We start from the raw sequence: 15,447 nt of genomic DNA on the forward strand, positions 1-15,447 counted from the left end.
GTGCGCCTCGGGAGACCCCCAATGAATGTACACGCGACCGCTCTGGCCAGCACACCGCTTGTTGACCAAAAGAACACCACATTCGCGCAAGATGTGATCGCGGGGTTGACGCAGCAACCGAAGCGGCTCTCGCCGAAATATTTCTACGACGAGGCAGGCTCCAGATTGTTCGAACAGATCACGCTGCTGCCGGAGTATTATCCGACCCGTACCGAACTGCGCATCCTGCGCGATCGCGGCGCGGACATCGCCGCCGCCATTCCCCCCGGCGCAGCACTGGTGGAGTTCGGTGCCGGTGCGACCACCAAAGTCCGTTTGCTCCTCAACGAAAGCACCTTTGGTGCCTATGTGCCGGTGGACATTTCCGGCGACTTCCTCAACGGACAGGCCGCCGCCCTCCGCAGGGACTACCCCAACCTCGCCGTTTATCCGGTGACGGCTGATTTCACCAAACCGTTCGCGCTGCCCGACGCTGTCAAGGACATGCCGAAGGTCGGCTTCTTCCCCGGTTCGACCATCGGCAACTTCGATCCGCACGAAGCATGTGCGTTTCTGCGCAGCGCGCGCGAGATTCTCGGCGAAGGCGCAATCCTCATCGTTGGCGTCGATCTGGAGAAGGACGAGCGCGTCCTTCATGACGCCTACAATGACACTGCCGGCATTACGGGTAAATTCAATCTCAACGTGTTGGTGCGCATCAACCGCGAACTCGGCGGGAATTTTGATCTTTCGGCGTTCACGCACCGCGCGATCTACAATCGCGAGCGCCATCGCATCGAAATGCACCTCGTCAGCCTCAAGTCGCAGACGATACGCGTGCTGGGCCGCGCCGTCTCGTTCCGTGCCGGTGAAAGCATTCACACCGAAAGCAGCTATAAATACAGCATTGAGCGCTTCATCGCGCTTGCACGCGATTCCGGTTGGGGGTCTCGTGCCACCTGGACCGACCCGAGCGACATGTTTTCAGCTCATGCCTTGATCGCTGAACGCGCGTGACGGGCGTTACGCTCGTCTGGTTGCCCCGAGCGAGATTGCTTCCCACGCCGCCACCATCAGCATGATGACTGTTGTCGCCGTCGACAGAGCCAACGGCGACAATAGATGCGCGAATGGAATCAAGGCGACCAGCGCCACGATACCCACGAGGTGAGAAAGCTGCAGAAGGCCGCGAATGGTGTACTTGAAGGCGATGACGCCAACGAGAAACAGCAGTGGACCGCCGATCATGCCGATGATGGCCTTGATGCCCGAGTGACCGTCGGGATGTGCCAGCAACAATTCATCGCCGACCGCGGCCACCACGATTCCAGCAACGATCGGCAGATGCAGGTATGTATAAGCGAGCCGTGCCAAACGGCCGGTGTCCTGTGAACCTGAAATCTGGTCGGAGCCGGCCTCGGCGCCGAGGTGGAAGTAGACCCACCACATCGCAATGCTACCCAGCAGAGCAACGACGAACGCGATGATGGCGGTCACCGTCCAATCGATGCCGGCAAACGTTGAGCCCGTCACGACGATCGACTCGCCGAGTGCGATGATGATGAAGAGCGCGCAGCGCTCTGCCATGTGCCCGCCCTCAACCTCCCAGGCTTGAAGCGAAGATGGCCCGAGCCCCGGCAAGCGGAAGCGCATGGCCGGTCCCGCATATTCGATCGCGACGGCAATCATCCAGAAAATCAGGCGCTTTTCGCTGTCGACGAGACCACCGGCAATCCAGAACACACCGCTGATCGTCAGCCACAATGCGATACGCACCAGGTTCATCCGCATTGCCGGCTCCGAGGCCGGAATTGACAAGGCGGTAAACACCGAGCGGCCCACCTGCATGCCGACAAAGGCAAGCGCGAACACCAGGCCGCGCGTCTCGAACGCTTTTGGGATCGAGGTCGAAAGCAAAAGCCCGGCGATCATCATGCCGAAGAGCATGATGCGCACGGGAGTTTGCTCAGGATCGAGCCAATTCGTGATCCACGACGTAAATATCCAGACCCACCACACAGCCACGAACAAAATCGCGGTCTGAAGCACGCCAAGCGACGTGAAATGCTCAAGCATCGTGTGGGAAATCTGCGTGATCGCAAAAACGAACACGAGATCGAAGAACAGCTCGACGTAGGTGACGCGATGATGCCCGTGTGCGGATCGCTCCCGCAGCAACGTCTCACCTTGCTTCACCTGCGCCACCGTTTCGTCACACAGCGGGGAGTTTGAATTAGGATTCAGGTACGCCGGTTTGTAGCGCCAGGGCGTGGAGCACGCCACCCATCTGCCCCTTCAGCGACTGATAGACGATCTGGTGTTGCTGAACGCGAGATTTGCCACGGAATGACTCGGATATGACCGTCGCCGCGTAGTGGTCTCCGTCTCCGGCGAGGTCTCGGATGGTTACCTGGGCGTCGGGCAATGCGGCCTTGATCATCGTTTCGATGTCCCGCGCATCCATCGGCATTTCTCGGTCTCCTGATCATCTCGTGCTAGTGTGGTGGTTCAGAAGTTCGCTCGACTTGTTCTGCGAGTCCGTCCAGCGAACTTCTGAACCTAACCCACACTAGAATCATAAACTTCCTAGTGTCCTCTCGAATCCAAAGTCCGCTACGGTGCTCGCCGCACGATAAGGCGGACTTTGGATTCGGGACACTAGCAATGCACCAAATATGCCCGATTCTACCTCGTGCAACATGCGAGGTCACGCGAGCATTGCGGCTGATCGTCCCTATATCTCCGATACAGACAGGAGATACCGTCATGAACCCTCGAATGAAGATTCCTGGCCCGGACCATCCGATCACGGTTGTCCCCAACCCGAAGAGAGTTCGCATTAGCGTCAATGGCGAGGTGATAGCTGAAACGACCAAAGCCCTGACCCTCAAGGAAGGGAGCTATCCGGCCGTTCAATACATTCCGCGCGAGGATGCGGTTGCCGCCAAGCTGAAGCGCACCAGCCATGCCAGCTATTGCCCCTACAAGGGCGACGCCGGCTATTTCAGCATCGCGGCGAATGGAAAGACGCTGGAAAACGCCATCTGGACCTACGAAGCGCCTTACGATGCCGTGAAAGACATCGCCGGGCACCTCGCATTTTATCCTGACAAGGTCACGATTGAGGAACTGTAGCTCCGTTCCTCAGCCCTTCCCCGCCATATAACCCGGCAACCACCCCTCAAATCCGGCTTTGAGCGAAGCGATAGAGACAGGCGCCTCACCTTCAACGGCGATGTCGTGACCGCCTGTCTTTCCGATGACATGGCACGGCACGTCGACCGCTTTCAGCTTGCTCAGAACCGTCAGGAGATGGACTTCGGGCACGGTGACGACGTAGCGCGCCTGATCCTCCCCAAACCAATAGGCATGCGGGACAAGCTCCTCCGGCGGCGCATCGAGGATCGCACCGATGCCGCTTGCCATAGCCATTTCGGCCAGTGCCACCAGCAGGCCGCCGTCGGCGATGTCATGCACGGCGCTCGCGGTGCCGCCCTTGATCATTCCGCGAACCACATCGCCGTTGCGCTTCTCGGTTGCAAGATCGACCGGGGGCGGAGCACCTTCCTCGCGGCCGCAAATGTCCCGCAGGTAGACCGACTGACCGAGCCAGCCATGGGTGTCGCCTATCAACAGGATAGCTTCATCCGCCGCCTTGAACGCCAAGGTCGCAGATTTGGTGAAATCATCGAGCAGCCCCACCCCGCCGATCGAGGGCGTCGGCAGGATGCCGCGGCCGTTGGTCTCGTTGTAAAGCGAGACGTTGCCGGACACGACCGGGAAATCCAGCGCCGTGCAGGCTTCCGCGATGCCCTTCAGGCAGCCGACGAACTGGCCCATGATCTCGGGCCGTTCCGGATTGCCGAAATTCAGGTTGTCGGTGATCGCCAGCGGGCGGCCACCAACCGCCGTGATGTTGCGCCAGGCTTCAGCCACCGCCTGCTTGCCGCCCTCGAACGGGTCGGCCTCGCAATAGCGCGGGGTCACATCGACGGTGAGCGCAAGCCCCTTCGGGCCATCCTGGACGCGCACGACGGCGGCATCGCCACCTGGGCGTTGCAGAGTATTGCCACCGATGACGTGGTCATACTGCTCCCAGACCCAGCGCTTCGAGCACAATTCCGGTGTCGCGATCAGCTTGGAAAGCGCCTCAGAATTGGAGATCGGCGCCTTGACATCCTGGGCCCGGATCACCGGCAACTGCGGCGATGGCACATGCGGACGGTCATAGAGCGGGGCTTCGTCACCCAATTCCTTGATCGGCAGATCGGCCATCACGCTGCCGCCATGCTTGACGACGAAACGCTTTGACGGCGTGGTGTAGCCCACCACCGCGAAATCAAGGCCCCACTTCTTGAAGATCGCTTCGGCCTCTTTTTCCTTTTCCGGCTTGAGCACCATGAGCATGCGCTCCTGGCTTTCCGAGAGCATCATCTCGTAGGCGCTCATCGCCGTTTCGCGAGTCGGTACGGAATCAAGGTCAAGATCGACGCCGAGATCACCCTTCGCGCCCATCTCAACGGCCGAGCAGGTCAGACCGGCCGCGCCCATATCCTGGATCGCGATCACGCAATCCGCTTCCATGATTTCGAGGCAGGCTTCCAGCAGAAGCTTTTCCGCGAACGGATCGCCCACCTGCACGGTCGGGCGCTTTTCTTCGCTCGCATCATCGAACTCGGCGGAGGCCATGGTGGCGCCATGGATGCCGTCGCGGCCGGTCTTGGAGCCGAGGTAGACGATCGGCATGTTCACGCCGCTCGCCGCCGCATAGAAAATCTTGTCAGCTTCCGCGAGCCCCACCGCCATCGCATTAACGAGGATGTTGCCGTCATAGCGCGTGTGGAAGCGCATCTGGCCGCCCACGGTCGGCACGCCGAACGAATTGCCATAGCCGCCGATGCCCGCGACCACGCCGGACACCAGATGACGGGTCTTCGGGTGTGACGGATCGCCGAAGCTCAACGCATTGAGGCAGGCAATAGGTCGCGCGCCCATGGTGAAGACGTCGCGCAGGATGCCGCCGACACCTGTGGTCGCGCCCTGATACGGCTCGATGTAGCTGGGGTGGTTGTGGCTCTCCATTTTGAAAACCACAGCCAGGCCGTCGCCGATATCGATCACACCGGCATTTTCACCCGGTCCCTGGATCACCCACGGCGCCTTGGTCGGCAGGCCGCGCAAATGGATGCGTGAGGACTTGTACGAGCAATGCTCGTTCCACATCGCCGAAAAGATGCCCAGTTCCGTAAAGCTCGGAACGCGCCCGATCAGTTTGAGGATGCGCTCGTACTCATCCGGCTTGAGACCGTGGCTGGCGACGAGTTCGGGGGTGATCTTGGGTTCGTTGGAAATCATGAGCTCGCAGGGTGCTGTGGAAGCCCCTGTTTACGGAGAACCAGGGAAGGCGGAAAGGGCTTTTTGGCGGTCAATTTCTTCAGGCGCGGCCAAAGCTGGGGACAGCCCTGGACGCCCTTTTTCCGGCTTGGGAACGCCCAGGAACACTATTTAAACTGCATTAACCAAAGCGCAATGACCATTGATTTGCCAGGGCCTCTTGGCCGCGCCAATCCCCGAAACGACGTTTCGCTTTTGCCGCGCCGCTAAGGCGGTGCGTTCGGGAATTATCAGAAAATTTTGTCAGTTCTTCCGTGGACGATCAGGCTGCGCGCTTCAAATGCGCGGCGAGGCCAGCGAACAATCCGCGGCCATCGGTGCATCCCATGATGTCTTCAACATGGTTCTCGGGATGCGGCATCATACCCAGCACATTGCCCTTCTCGCTGACGATGCCTGCAATCGATGCGGCTGCGCCATTGATATTGTGGGTGTCACCGACTTCGCCATCCGGCGAGCAGTAGCGATAGAGCACGCGTCCGTCGCCTTCCAGGCGGCGGATGGTCTCTTCATCGGCGGCGTAATTTCCTTCGCCATGCGCTACCGGCACGCGGATCACCTGCCCCGCATTGTAGCCCCGTGTAAACGCCGTATCCGACCGCTCGACCCGCAGGTGCACGTCGCGGCAGATGAACTTGAGCTGCGCGTTGCGCATCAGAACACCGGGCAGCAGACCGGACTCGCACAGGATCTGGAAACCGTTGCAAACTCCGAGCACGAGGCCGCCCGCGGCAGCGTGGGCCCGCACTGCGTCCATCACCGGCGCGCGCGCGGCAATCGCCCCGCATCGCAGATAATCGCCATAGGAAAAACCGCCCGGGACCACGACCAGATCCGTCCCCTTCGGCAGTGAGGTCTCGGCGTGCCACACCATCGCGGCATCGTTGCCGGACGCCAGTTTCAGCGCCCGCGCCATGTCACGTTCACGGTTGATGCCTGGAAAGACGAGGATGGCTGATTTCATCGAGGTTCCGATCATAAAGCGCGCGTAGGCAACGCCTTCTCCACATGGCTTACCCATTTGAGGGGGCATTTTCCAGTGTTAGCTTGACGTTCCAGCACTGCAAAATCGTGCTGACCAACAAGAAAACAGGGATGGAAACAATGGACAATGATCGTCGCAAATTCCTGACGTCTTCCGCCGCAGGTGTGGTCGCCGGTGGCCTGCTCTCTGCCAGCGCCCGCGACGCCTTCGCCCAGACCAAGAGCGCCACCCCGGCCCCCAGCCAGTTGCCGAAGCTCGAAACCACCAAGAACATGACGTTGGCGATGCTGCAGACCCCGGCGGGCCTCGCGCTCGGCGTGCGCACCGACAAGGGCATCGTGAATGTGTCCGCGGCCGAGGAGGCTTTCAAGCTCGGCGCACCGCTCTCCACCGATGAGGTCATCAGCGGCGAATACAACGCCGCAGCGCTGAGGGCGACCGTCGACAAGGCGAAAGCTGCCGGCGACAAGTACCTGGTTGCGGAGACATCCGCCAAATTCGCGCCCTGCGTCACCGAACCCAGCAAGATCATCTGCGTCGGCCTGAACTACAAAGCGCATGCGGCCGAAGCTAACGAGAAGCTCCCCAAGGAGCCGATCCTGTTCAACAAGTACAATTCCGCCCTCAACCATCACGGCGGCACGATCGTCGTCTCGAAAGAGCCCGGCAAGAATTTCGATTATGAGACCGAGCTGGTCGCGGTGATCGGCAAGACGGCCCGTAACGTTAGCGATGCGGATGCCCTAGATTACGTGTTCGGTTATTGCACCGGTCAGGACTTCTCCGAACGCGATCAGCAACTTCGCTCGAGCCAGTGGATGCTCGGAAAGACCGGCGACGGCTGGGGACCCATTGGTCCGTGGCTCGTGACCGGCGATCAGGTCGATCCGGAAAACCTGAACCTCAAGACTCTGGTCAATGGCGAGCAGCGCCAATCGGCCAACACCAAGAACATGATCTTCAGCGTCAGGAAGCTCGTCAGCTATGCCTCGCGCTACATGACCCTCGAACCGGGCGACCTGATTTTTACCGGCACGCCGGAAGGCGTGATCCTCGGCTATCCACCCGAGAAACGCGTGTGGCTCAAAGCCGGCGACAAGATCGTCTCCAGCATCGACAAGCTCGGGGACCTCGAATTCACCCTGACCTGAGCGATCACCCAAAATAAAACCACCGGCCGCGAGGCCGGTGGTTTTCATTGAATTCACTGAAGATCAGACGATCTCGACGCGGTAGTTCTCGATCACCGTGTTGGCGAGCAGCTTGTCGGCCGCAGCCTTGAGCGCCTCTTCAGCTTTCGCCTTGTCGGCAACAGCAAGCTCGATATCGAACACCTTGCCCTGACGAACGCTGGCGATGCCATCGACGCCGAGGGACTTCAAAGCCCCCTCAATGGCCTTGCCTTGCGGATCGAGAATGCCGTTCTTCAATGTAACGGTAACACGTGCCTTCATTGCGATCAGCTCTTCACCAGCACCGGACCGGAGCCAGCCGGACGCTCGTTTTCGATCAGGATACCGAGACGCTTGGCGACTTCGGTGTAAGCTTCGAGCAAACCGCCGAGATCGCGACGGAAGCGATCCTTGTCGAGCTTCTCGTTCGACTTGATGTCCCACAGCCGGCATGAATCCGGAGAGATTTCATCGGCGACGATGATGCGCATCATGTCGTTTTCGAACAGGCGTCCGCACTCCATCTTGAAGTCCACGAGACGGATGCCGATGCCGAGAAACAGTCCGGTCAGGAAGTCGTTGACGCGGATGGCCAGCGCCATCATGTCGTCGATCTCCTGCGGCGTGGCCCAGCCAAACGCCGTGATGTGCTCTTCCGAAACCATCGGATCGCCGAGCTGATCGTTCTTGTAATAGAACTCGATGATCGAACGCGGCAACTGCGTGCCTTCCTCGATCCCAAGGCGCTGCGAGAGCGAACCTGCGGCGACGTTGCGCACGACAACCTCGAGCGGAACGATCTCGACTTCGCGGATCAACTGCTCGCGCATGTTGAGACGCTTGATGAAGTGCGTCGGTACACCGATGTCATTCAAATGCTGGAAGACGTATTCCGAAATCCGGTTATTGAGGACGCCCTTGCCCTCGATCACCTGGTGTTTCTTAGCATTAAACGCGGTGGCGTCGTCCTTGAAATGTTGAATCAGGGTGCCGGGTTCGGGACCTTCATAGAGGACCTTGCCCTTGCCTTCGTAAATCCGACGCCGACGGCTCATAGGGATGTACCGTGTGTTGTTGAAATCCATGGATTGGGGTGCTCCGGGTGATTACGCGACCCGCGGCGGAGCTGCCACGAAGCCCAGAATCGTGAAACAAACCGCGAACTGGACTCCAAGGCAACCTAACCTATTGATCTGGCCGATACAACGTAATGACAGGGGTTTTACCGGCCTCTTTGGTCCTTCCTGCGACCTCTCGTCCGTTGCCTTCGGGGTCCCGCGAACGGTATCCAAAGGCCTCGCGCAGCCAGCCCCGGCGGCGCAATTTCAGCTGATGGAACAGATATATGTCCAGTTTCGACAAGCGCCAGGAAGGCTTCGAGAAGAAGTTCGCCCTCGACGAGGAACAAAAGTTCAAGGCGGAAGCCCGCCGGAACAGACTTTTGGGCCTTTGGGCCGCCGAAAAATTGGGCAAGACCGGCGATGAGGCCGCCGCTTATGCCAAGGACGTGGTGTCTGCTGACTTTGAAGAGGCCGGCGATGGCGATGTCCTTCGCAAGGTCGCAAAGGACCTTGCGGACAAGGGGATCTCCGAAGCCGAAATCCGCCAAAAAATGGACGAGTTGGTCGCGGTCGCCGTGGCCCAGGTCAAGTCCGGCCAATAGCGGCCTCAAATCTTAAATCTCCTGACCGGCCCGCGGGATCGTCCTCGCGGGCCAAATTTTTCGGGCCTCCCGATTTTCTCCGGTCAACCTTCCTTGAAGCCGTATTCCGGGACGTTGCCCGAGGCACCGTAATACTTGTACGGCAGGAACTTGCCCGACATGGTGATCTTCACGCGGTCCCCCTTCGGATTGGGCAGGCGCTCCATCACCATATCAAAGTCGATCGCGGACATGATGCCGTCGCCATACTCCTCCTCGATCAGGGCCTTCCAGGCCGGACCGTTGACCATCACCAGCTCATAGAAGCGGTAGATCAGCGGATCGGTCGGCGGCATCGGCATGCCGCGCATTGGCGTCTCGTTAAGCATCGCGATTTCGGATTTCGACAATCCGAACAGTTCGCCCGCGTTAGCCGCCTGCGGCTTGGTGAGCTTCATCTGGCCGAGGATGGCGCCGGTGATCAGCACTTCTGAATACCCGCCGATCTGCTCGCAGATGTATTTCCACGTCCAGCCTTTGTCGCGCTTGATGTCGAGGAGTTTCTCGGTGAGATCGGATCGCTTCATGACGTTCTCCTGAATGAGTTGCATCGTTCAGAAAATCATCAGCAACAGCTGTGCCAACGTTCATCGCGGGAAAAGGTTGAGTTTGCCGCCCAAACTGCCGCAAAAACTTGCAGCGAACGCCGTGAAACTACGCAATGGGATCTTCAAATGAAACGGCGAGCGCGATGGGTCTGTCGCGCTCGCCGGGCATTAAGTTTGAAGTTTGTCGCTACACGCTTCTTACTTCAGCCCGTCCGCGACTTTCGCGATGCCGGCATTGGCGCAGACTTCATCCTTCTCGCCGCCCGGAGCTCCGGATACGCCAACCGCGCCGATGGTCTCGTTACCGACCTTGATCGGTACACCGCCCGCGGCCCAGACCGTTCCGGGAATCTGACGCAGGTAAGCCCTCTCCGGATCGGACGTGAGTTTCGCGAATTCACCTGACGTCTGTCCGCGCGTGCGCGCCGTATAGGCTTTCAGCCGGCTGAATTCCATGGTGTGGGGATTGGTGCCATCACCGCGGATTTGTGCGGCAACGTTGCCGGCTTTATCGATGATGGTGATGGAAACCTTGTAGCCGTCCTTCGTGCACTGATCGAGCGTCCCTTGGAGAATGGCCATCGCCATTCCCATCGAGATATTCTTTTCGACTTGAGGCGCCTGTGCATGTGCAGAACCGCAGGCGAAAACAGAGGCAGAGGCGAGCAACGCGAGACCTGACAAACGCATAGATGAACCTCCCTAATATGTTAGTTTTGAAACAACCCTTCCTAGCCCAGTTTAATCCTAGCGCTGAGGAATAATTGTCGGGAGGTATGCTGCAGCAGCGAACGCCGCGACATCACTTCAAGGTAATCTGAAACCTCATCGATTCGGTGCTTGCAGCAGATCTCTGAAGCTTGACGAAGAACCGTCGTTGAAACGGCACAATTCGTTCAAGCGCCGCTAGCTGACGCCCCCTGAATTGCGCTCGCGATCTCGACAAGCACCGCTTCCACATCCTTCTCGATCTGCTCGGACGACAGATCGACAACACGATAGTCGCGCTGGGCCAGCCATTCGCGGCGAGCAGCACGATCTCGCGAGACCGTCTCGTTTTCTCCCGGATGCACGATCTCGATCGCAACGCGGCGGGTAAAGGAAACGAAATCCGGGATATGACGCCCCACCGGCGTTTGCCGTTTGAACTGCGCGGCAAAGCGACGATCCGTCGTCAACGCTTGCCACAGGATACGCTCCGCATCCGTCGGATTACGGCGTAGCAGCCTTGCCAAGCCGCGCACCGTACCGCTCTCGGATGGCGACCGCGCTTCACTGTGCTCCGCCAGCAGTGCGCGCAGCCGGGTGGCGTCGCTGCCATCGAGAACGCCTCCCTTGGCCGGTCCTTTGCGGCCCTCGGCGATTGACATGACGACGCCGTGCAGGGTGTGCATATCCTGCTTGCTCGGCTCCATCCGGGTGAAGATGTTGCGCAGGTTGACCAGCATCACCTCGCGCTTTTCCGGCGGACGAAGGAATTCGACCTTGTCGAGTTCGCTGACCAGATTGTCGAAAAACGCCTGCATCTGGTGATTGGACGCCCGCTCCGAACGCTCCGGCATATCGAACGGCAACGCATTCGATGTCGCAAGCTTGAACCACTCGTACCCCATGAGCAGCACCGCCTGGGCGAGGTTCAGCGAAGCAAAGCCCGGGTTGACTGGAAAGGTGATGATGCGATTGGCGAGAGCAACCTCTTCGTTCATCAGGCCCCAGCGCTCGCGTCCGAACAGGATCGCGGTCGTGCCCTGTGCTGCCGTCTCCTGAACGATCTGCTGGGCGGCCTCTTCAGGGCCCACCACTGGCTTGGCCTGGTCATGGGCGCGGGCCGTTGTCGCAAACAGCAGCGAGCAGTCCGCAACCGCCGCTTCAACCGTATCGAACAGTTCCACGCTGTTGAGGATATGGTCGGCTCCCGCAGCTGCACGCTGGGCCGCCATGTTCGGCCAGCCATCGCGCGGATTGACGATACGCAGCCGCGTCAGCCCGAAATTGCCCATGGCGCGGGCGCACATGCCGATGTTCTCGCCGAGCTGCGGCTCGACCAGAACCACGATGGGCCCGGTCAATTCGATGCCGGCTTTGGTCTTGTCCGTACCGGACATGGCTTCACTTTCCGATTCGATAACTGAACGCGTTGATTCAGACGGCCAACGTCTTGAATCAAGACCTGAAGAACTTGATTCAACGACCTAAGATTTTGATTCAAGCGCTGAAGAATTTGATTCAGGCTGTGAACTCTTTGAATCAACATCTGAAGACGACGATTCAACCGCCTGAAATTCTGATTATAAATCAATCAGATAGAGATTTCACTTCAATCTGGTGCAAAATCCCAGGGGTGCCGAAGCAGCTCCACCCCGAAGATCGTTTGGCGCCCGCGCCGGGCGACAAAGCCAGAATTCATACCCACCCGTCAAGGTGCTCCGGTGGTCTGACGCCGCCCGGCTAGAACGGCTCTCATCGATCCTCAAAAATGGGCAGCCGTGATGCTTTGGCTGGCTTCCGCCGCCTTCTTTCGGGTGCTATAGCCGCCCGCGTAAACCATTCCCATTGCCTAAACTCCCCTCAAGAAGGCCCGATCACACATGGCAAAAATCAAGGTGACCAACCCTGTCGTCGACCTCGACGGCGACGAGATGACCCGGATCATCTGGCAGTACATCAAGGACAAACTGATCCATCCGTTTCTTGATATCGACCTGATGTATTTCGACCTCGGGATGGAGCACCGCGACAAGACCAACGATCAGGTCACCATCGACGCGGCTACCGCCATCAAGAAATTCGGCGTCGGCGTGAAGTGCGCAACCATCACCCCCGACGAAGCACGCGTGAAGGAATTCAACCTCAAGGAAATGTGGAAGTCGCCGAACGGCACCATCCGCAACATCCTCGGCGGCGTCGTGTTCCGCGAGCCGATCATCTGCAAGAACGTGCCACGCCTTGTTCCGGGCTGGACCAAGCCGATCATCATCGGCCGCCATGCTTTCGGCGATCAGTACCGCGCCACAGACTTCAAGTTCCCGACCGCCGGCACCATCAGCATCAAGTTCGTCGGCGACGACGGCAAGGTCATCGAGCGCGAAGTGTTCAAGGCCCCCGGCCCCGGCGTCACCCTCGGCATGTTCAACCTCGACGATTCGATCCGCGACTTTGCGCGTTCGTCGATGAACCTGGGCCTCGCCCGCGGCTACCCCGTCTATCTGTCGACCAAGAACACGATCCTCAAGCAGTACGACGGTCGCTTTAAGGACATCTTCCAGGAAGTGTTCGATAAGGAGTTCAAGAAGGACTTCGACGCCAAGGGCATCACCTACGAGCACCGCCTGATCGACGACATGGTCGCCGCAGCGATGAAGTGGTCGGGCGGTTATGTCTGGGCCTGTAAGAACTACGACGGCGACGTTCAGTCCGACACCGTTGCACAGGGTTACGGCTCGCTCGGCCTGATGACCTCGGTCCTGCTGACGCCCGATGGCAAGACGATGGAAGCGGAAGCCGCCCACGGCACGGTGACCCGCCACTTCCGCGAGCACCAGAAGGGCAAGGAGACCTCGACCAACTCCATCGCCTCGATCTTCGCCTGGACCCGTGGCCTCAGCCACCGCGCCAAGCTCGACAACAACGCGCAGCTCGCCAAGTTCGCCGACACACTGGAGAAGGTGTGCGTCGAGACCGTCGAAGCCGGCCACATGACCAAGGATCTCGCGCTGCTCGTCGGCGCCGATCAGCGCTGGCTCTCCACCACCGGCTTCCTCGACAAGGTCGCGGAGAACCTCACCAAGGCGATGGCAGCGTAAGCAGCCTCAGATACGAAACACAAAAAGGCGCGGAGCGATCCGCGCCTTTTTCATATCAGGCGTCTACCGCGCCGATCTGGGCAAGCATCGCTTTTGCAATTTCCTGCTCGCCCATGATGACTGAATTCGCACCATGATGCTTCAGGTGCGCGATTTCCTCCTCGGAGTGCGCCCGCGCAATAATGGGAAGCGCGCCGCTGATCGCACGGGCCTTGGCCACGATCTGCCCGCCTTCAAAGGCATCGGGAATCGCGACCAGCAATCCGCGGGCCGCGCCGACATTCGCAGCCTGCAGCATGTCGGGCGCCGCGGCATTGCCTGTAATCACTTCCACGCCTTCCTGCCGCAACCGCTCCACCGCGCCCGGCGTATCCTCGATCACCAGCAACGGCGTATTGGCTTCGCGCAACGCCTTGCTGACAACACTGCCGACACGGCCGTGTCCCACCAGCACCACATGATTGGACAGTTGCGACACCGGCAGCGGGACGCGGGGAACAGCCGCCTCCTTCTTGCCGGACAGCTTTGGTTTCTCATCGGTGCCTGCCAACATGCGGTCAAGCATCGCGAAGAACAGCGGGTTCAGCATGATCGAGATGATAGCGCCCGCGAGCACTAGATCGCGCCCGCGATCCGGCAGCAATTCGAGGCTGACACCGAGACCAGCAAGGATGAAGGAGAACTCGCCGATTTGCGCGAGGCTCGCTGAAATGGTCAGCGCGGTCGATGTCGGATAGCCGAACAAACGGACGATGGCGAAAGCCGCGACGGATTTGCCGAGAATGATGATCAGCACCGTTGCCAGCAGCGGCAGCGGCTCATTCAGCAGGATCGCCGGATCAACCAGCATGCCGACCGACACGAAGAACAAAACCGCAAATGCGTCGCGCAGCGGCAAAGTTTCGTTGGCGGCGCGCTGACTGAGCTCGGACTCGCTCAGAATCATGCCGGCGAAAAACGCGCCGAGCGCGAACGACACATCGAACAGAACGGCTGCACCGAACGCCACACCGAGCGAGATCGCAAACACCGCCAGCCGAAACAGCTCACGCGATCCTGTATGGGCGACATAGTGCAGGATCCAGGGGATGACGCGGCGCCCGACCACCAGCATGAAGATCACGAAAGCGGCGACCTTGCCGAGTGTCGCCAGAATAGGCATCGCCAGCGCGACGAGGCCTGCGCCATTGGTTGCCTCGCCCTTCAGCAGGCCTGCCAGTGCCGGCAGAAGCACCAGCGTCAGCACCATGGCAAGGTCTTCAACGATCAGCCAGCCGACCGCGATGCGCCCTCGCTCGGTGTCGATCAGCCGCCGCTCCTGCAGCGCGCGCAGCAACACCACCGTGCTGGCGACGGAGAGTGCGAGGCCGAACACGAGACCGCCCCCGAGGGGCCAGCCGAGTAACCAGGCCAGTGCCATACCCAGCAGCGTCGCCACCGCGATCTGGACTGTTGCGCCGGGGATCGCGATGGCCCGAACCGACAGCAAATCTTTCAGGGAAAAATGCAAGCCGACACCGAACATCAGAAGGATGATTCCGATTTCGGCGAGCTCATTGGCGATGTTCTGGTCGGCAACGTAGCCGGGTGTAAACGGCCCCATCAGCACGCCGGCGAGCAGATAGCCAACGAGAGGCGATACACGGAAACGCTGGGCCACCGCGCCGAGCACAAAGGCCAGCACGAGTCCAACCACGACCGTCGAGATCAGAGGTGTGTTGTGATTCATACGGCATTTTGCGGTGCGGATGAACGAGATACCAGCGCGTTTGCGGGTGACGCATCGCCGCAGCGCACACACGATCTGGTCTAGACTCGTTGTCGCCTGCCTCGGTTTGGCCGCACTCGATTGCGCTCTGATGTG

At 59.8% G+C, this 15,447-nt stretch carries 15 protein-coding genes; 5 read left to right on the forward strand and 10 right to left on the reverse strand.

Features of this window, described 5'->3' with window-relative positions; translation table 11 throughout:
* The first annotated feature begins 21 nt into the window (after nt 1-21).
* Entirely contained in the window at nt 22-996 is a 975-nt protein-coding gene (egtD, locus tag ACP0KA_RS02640) for an L-histidine N(alpha)-methyltransferase (protein WP_424627286.1), read from the forward strand.
* A gap of 6 nt (nt 997-1,002) precedes the next feature.
* Here the strand turns inward: egtD and ACP0KA_RS02645 are convergent, their stop codons facing one another.
* Both ACP0KA_RS02645 and ACP0KA_RS02650 read right to left on the reverse strand, forming a co-directional pair.
* Nucleotides 1,003-2,175, reverse strand: a complete 1,173-nt coding sequence (locus tag ACP0KA_RS02645; RefSeq protein WP_424631472.1) for a low temperature requirement protein A — start codon at nt 2,173-2,175, stop codon at nt 1,003-1,005.
* 37 nt (nt 2,176-2,212) lie between these two features.
* Nucleotides 2,213-2,449, reverse strand: a complete 237-nt coding sequence (locus ACP0KA_RS02650) for a BolA family protein (RefSeq protein ID WP_424627287.1) — start codon at nt 2,447-2,449, stop codon at nt 2,213-2,215.
* 296 nt (nt 2,450-2,745) lie between these two features.
* Here ACP0KA_RS02650 and ACP0KA_RS02655 point away from each other — a divergent pair, with 296 nt between their 5' ends.
* On the forward strand, nt 2,746-3,114 hold the full coding sequence (locus ACP0KA_RS02655) for a DUF427 domain-containing protein (RefSeq protein ID WP_424627288.1): 369 nt from the start codon (nt 2,746-2,748) through the stop codon (nt 3,112-3,114).
* Between the two features lie 9 nt (nt 3,115-3,123).
* Here ACP0KA_RS02655 and purL read toward each other — a convergent pair whose 3' ends face one another.
* Both purL and purQ read right to left on the reverse strand, forming a co-directional pair.
* Entirely contained in the window at nt 3,124-5,334 is a 2,211-nt protein-coding gene (purL, locus tag ACP0KA_RS02660; RefSeq protein WP_424627289.1) for a phosphoribosylformylglycinamidine synthase subunit PurL, read from the reverse strand.
* A 301-nt stretch (nt 5,335-5,635) separates the two neighbouring features.
* Nucleotides 5,636-6,337, reverse strand: coding sequence for a phosphoribosylformylglycinamidine synthase subunit PurQ (gene purQ / locus ACP0KA_RS02665; protein WP_424627290.1), 702 nt, complete (start codon nt 6,335-6,337; stop codon nt 5,636-5,638).
* Nucleotides 6,338-6,477: 140 nt separating this feature from the next.
* Between purQ and ACP0KA_RS02670 the strand changes: the two genes are divergently transcribed.
* On the forward strand, nt 6,478-7,509 hold the full coding sequence (locus ACP0KA_RS02670) for a fumarylacetoacetate hydrolase family protein (RefSeq protein WP_424627291.1): 1,032 nt from the start codon (nt 6,478-6,480) through the stop codon (nt 7,507-7,509).
* Nucleotides 7,510-7,572: 63 nt separating this feature from the next.
* Here the strand turns inward: ACP0KA_RS02670 and purS are convergent, their stop codons facing one another.
* Entirely contained in the window at nt 7,573-7,812 is a 240-nt protein-coding gene (gene purS / locus ACP0KA_RS02675; RefSeq protein WP_424627292.1) for a phosphoribosylformylglycinamidine synthase subunit PurS, read from the reverse strand.
* Between the two features lie 5 nt (nt 7,813-7,817).
* A complete protein-coding gene (gene purC, locus ACP0KA_RS02680; RefSeq protein WP_424627293.1) occupies nt 7,818-8,585 on the reverse strand; it encodes a phosphoribosylaminoimidazolesuccinocarboxamide synthase in 768 nt (255 codons plus the stop codon).
* Nucleotides 8,586-8,875: 290 nt separating this feature from the next.
* Here purC and ACP0KA_RS02685 point away from each other — a divergent pair, with 290 nt between their 5' ends.
* Nucleotides 8,876-9,193 (forward strand): DUF1476 domain-containing protein, encoded by a 318-nt coding sequence (locus ACP0KA_RS02685; RefSeq protein WP_424627294.1) that lies wholly within the window; start codon nt 8,876-8,878, stop codon nt 9,191-9,193.
* An 83-nt stretch (nt 9,194-9,276) separates the two neighbouring features.
* Here ACP0KA_RS02685 and cynS read toward each other — a convergent pair whose 3' ends face one another.
* The 3 genes from cynS to ACP0KA_RS02700 form a co-directional block, all read right to left on the reverse strand.
* A complete protein-coding gene (gene cynS / locus ACP0KA_RS02690; RefSeq protein WP_424627295.1) occupies nt 9,277-9,759 on the reverse strand; it encodes a cyanase in 483 nt (160 codons plus the stop codon).
* A 219-nt stretch (nt 9,760-9,978) separates the two neighbouring features.
* Entirely contained in the window at nt 9,979-10,470 is a 492-nt protein-coding gene (locus ACP0KA_RS02695) for a GlcG/HbpS family heme-binding protein (protein WP_424627296.1), read from the reverse strand.
* 206 nt (nt 10,471-10,676) lie between these two features.
* The gene (locus ACP0KA_RS02700) at nt 10,677-11,885 is read right to left on the reverse strand and encodes a TrmJ/YjtD family RNA methyltransferase (protein ID WP_424627297.1); all 1,209 of its coding nucleotides are present in this window, start codon (nt 11,883-11,885) and stop codon (nt 10,677-10,679) included.
* Nucleotides 11,886-12,368: 483 nt separating this feature from the next.
* On the opposite strand from ACP0KA_RS02700, the gene ACP0KA_RS02705 reads away from it, so the two are divergent.
* A complete protein-coding gene (locus ACP0KA_RS02705; protein WP_424627298.1) occupies nt 12,369-13,583 on the forward strand; it encodes an NADP-dependent isocitrate dehydrogenase in 1,215 nt (404 codons plus the stop codon).
* A gap of 55 nt (nt 13,584-13,638) precedes the next feature.
* Here the strand turns inward: ACP0KA_RS02705 and ybaL are convergent, their stop codons facing one another.
* A complete protein-coding gene (gene ybaL, locus ACP0KA_RS02710) occupies nt 13,639-15,312 on the reverse strand; it encodes a YbaL family putative K(+) efflux transporter (RefSeq protein ID WP_424627299.1) in 1,674 nt (557 codons plus the stop codon).
* Nucleotides 15,313-15,447: the final 135 nt, after the last annotated feature.

Source organism: Bradyrhizobium sp. SYSU BS000235 (assembly GCF_049747295.1).
GTDB lineage: Bacteria > Pseudomonadota > Alphaproteobacteria > Rhizobiales > Xanthobacteraceae > Afipia.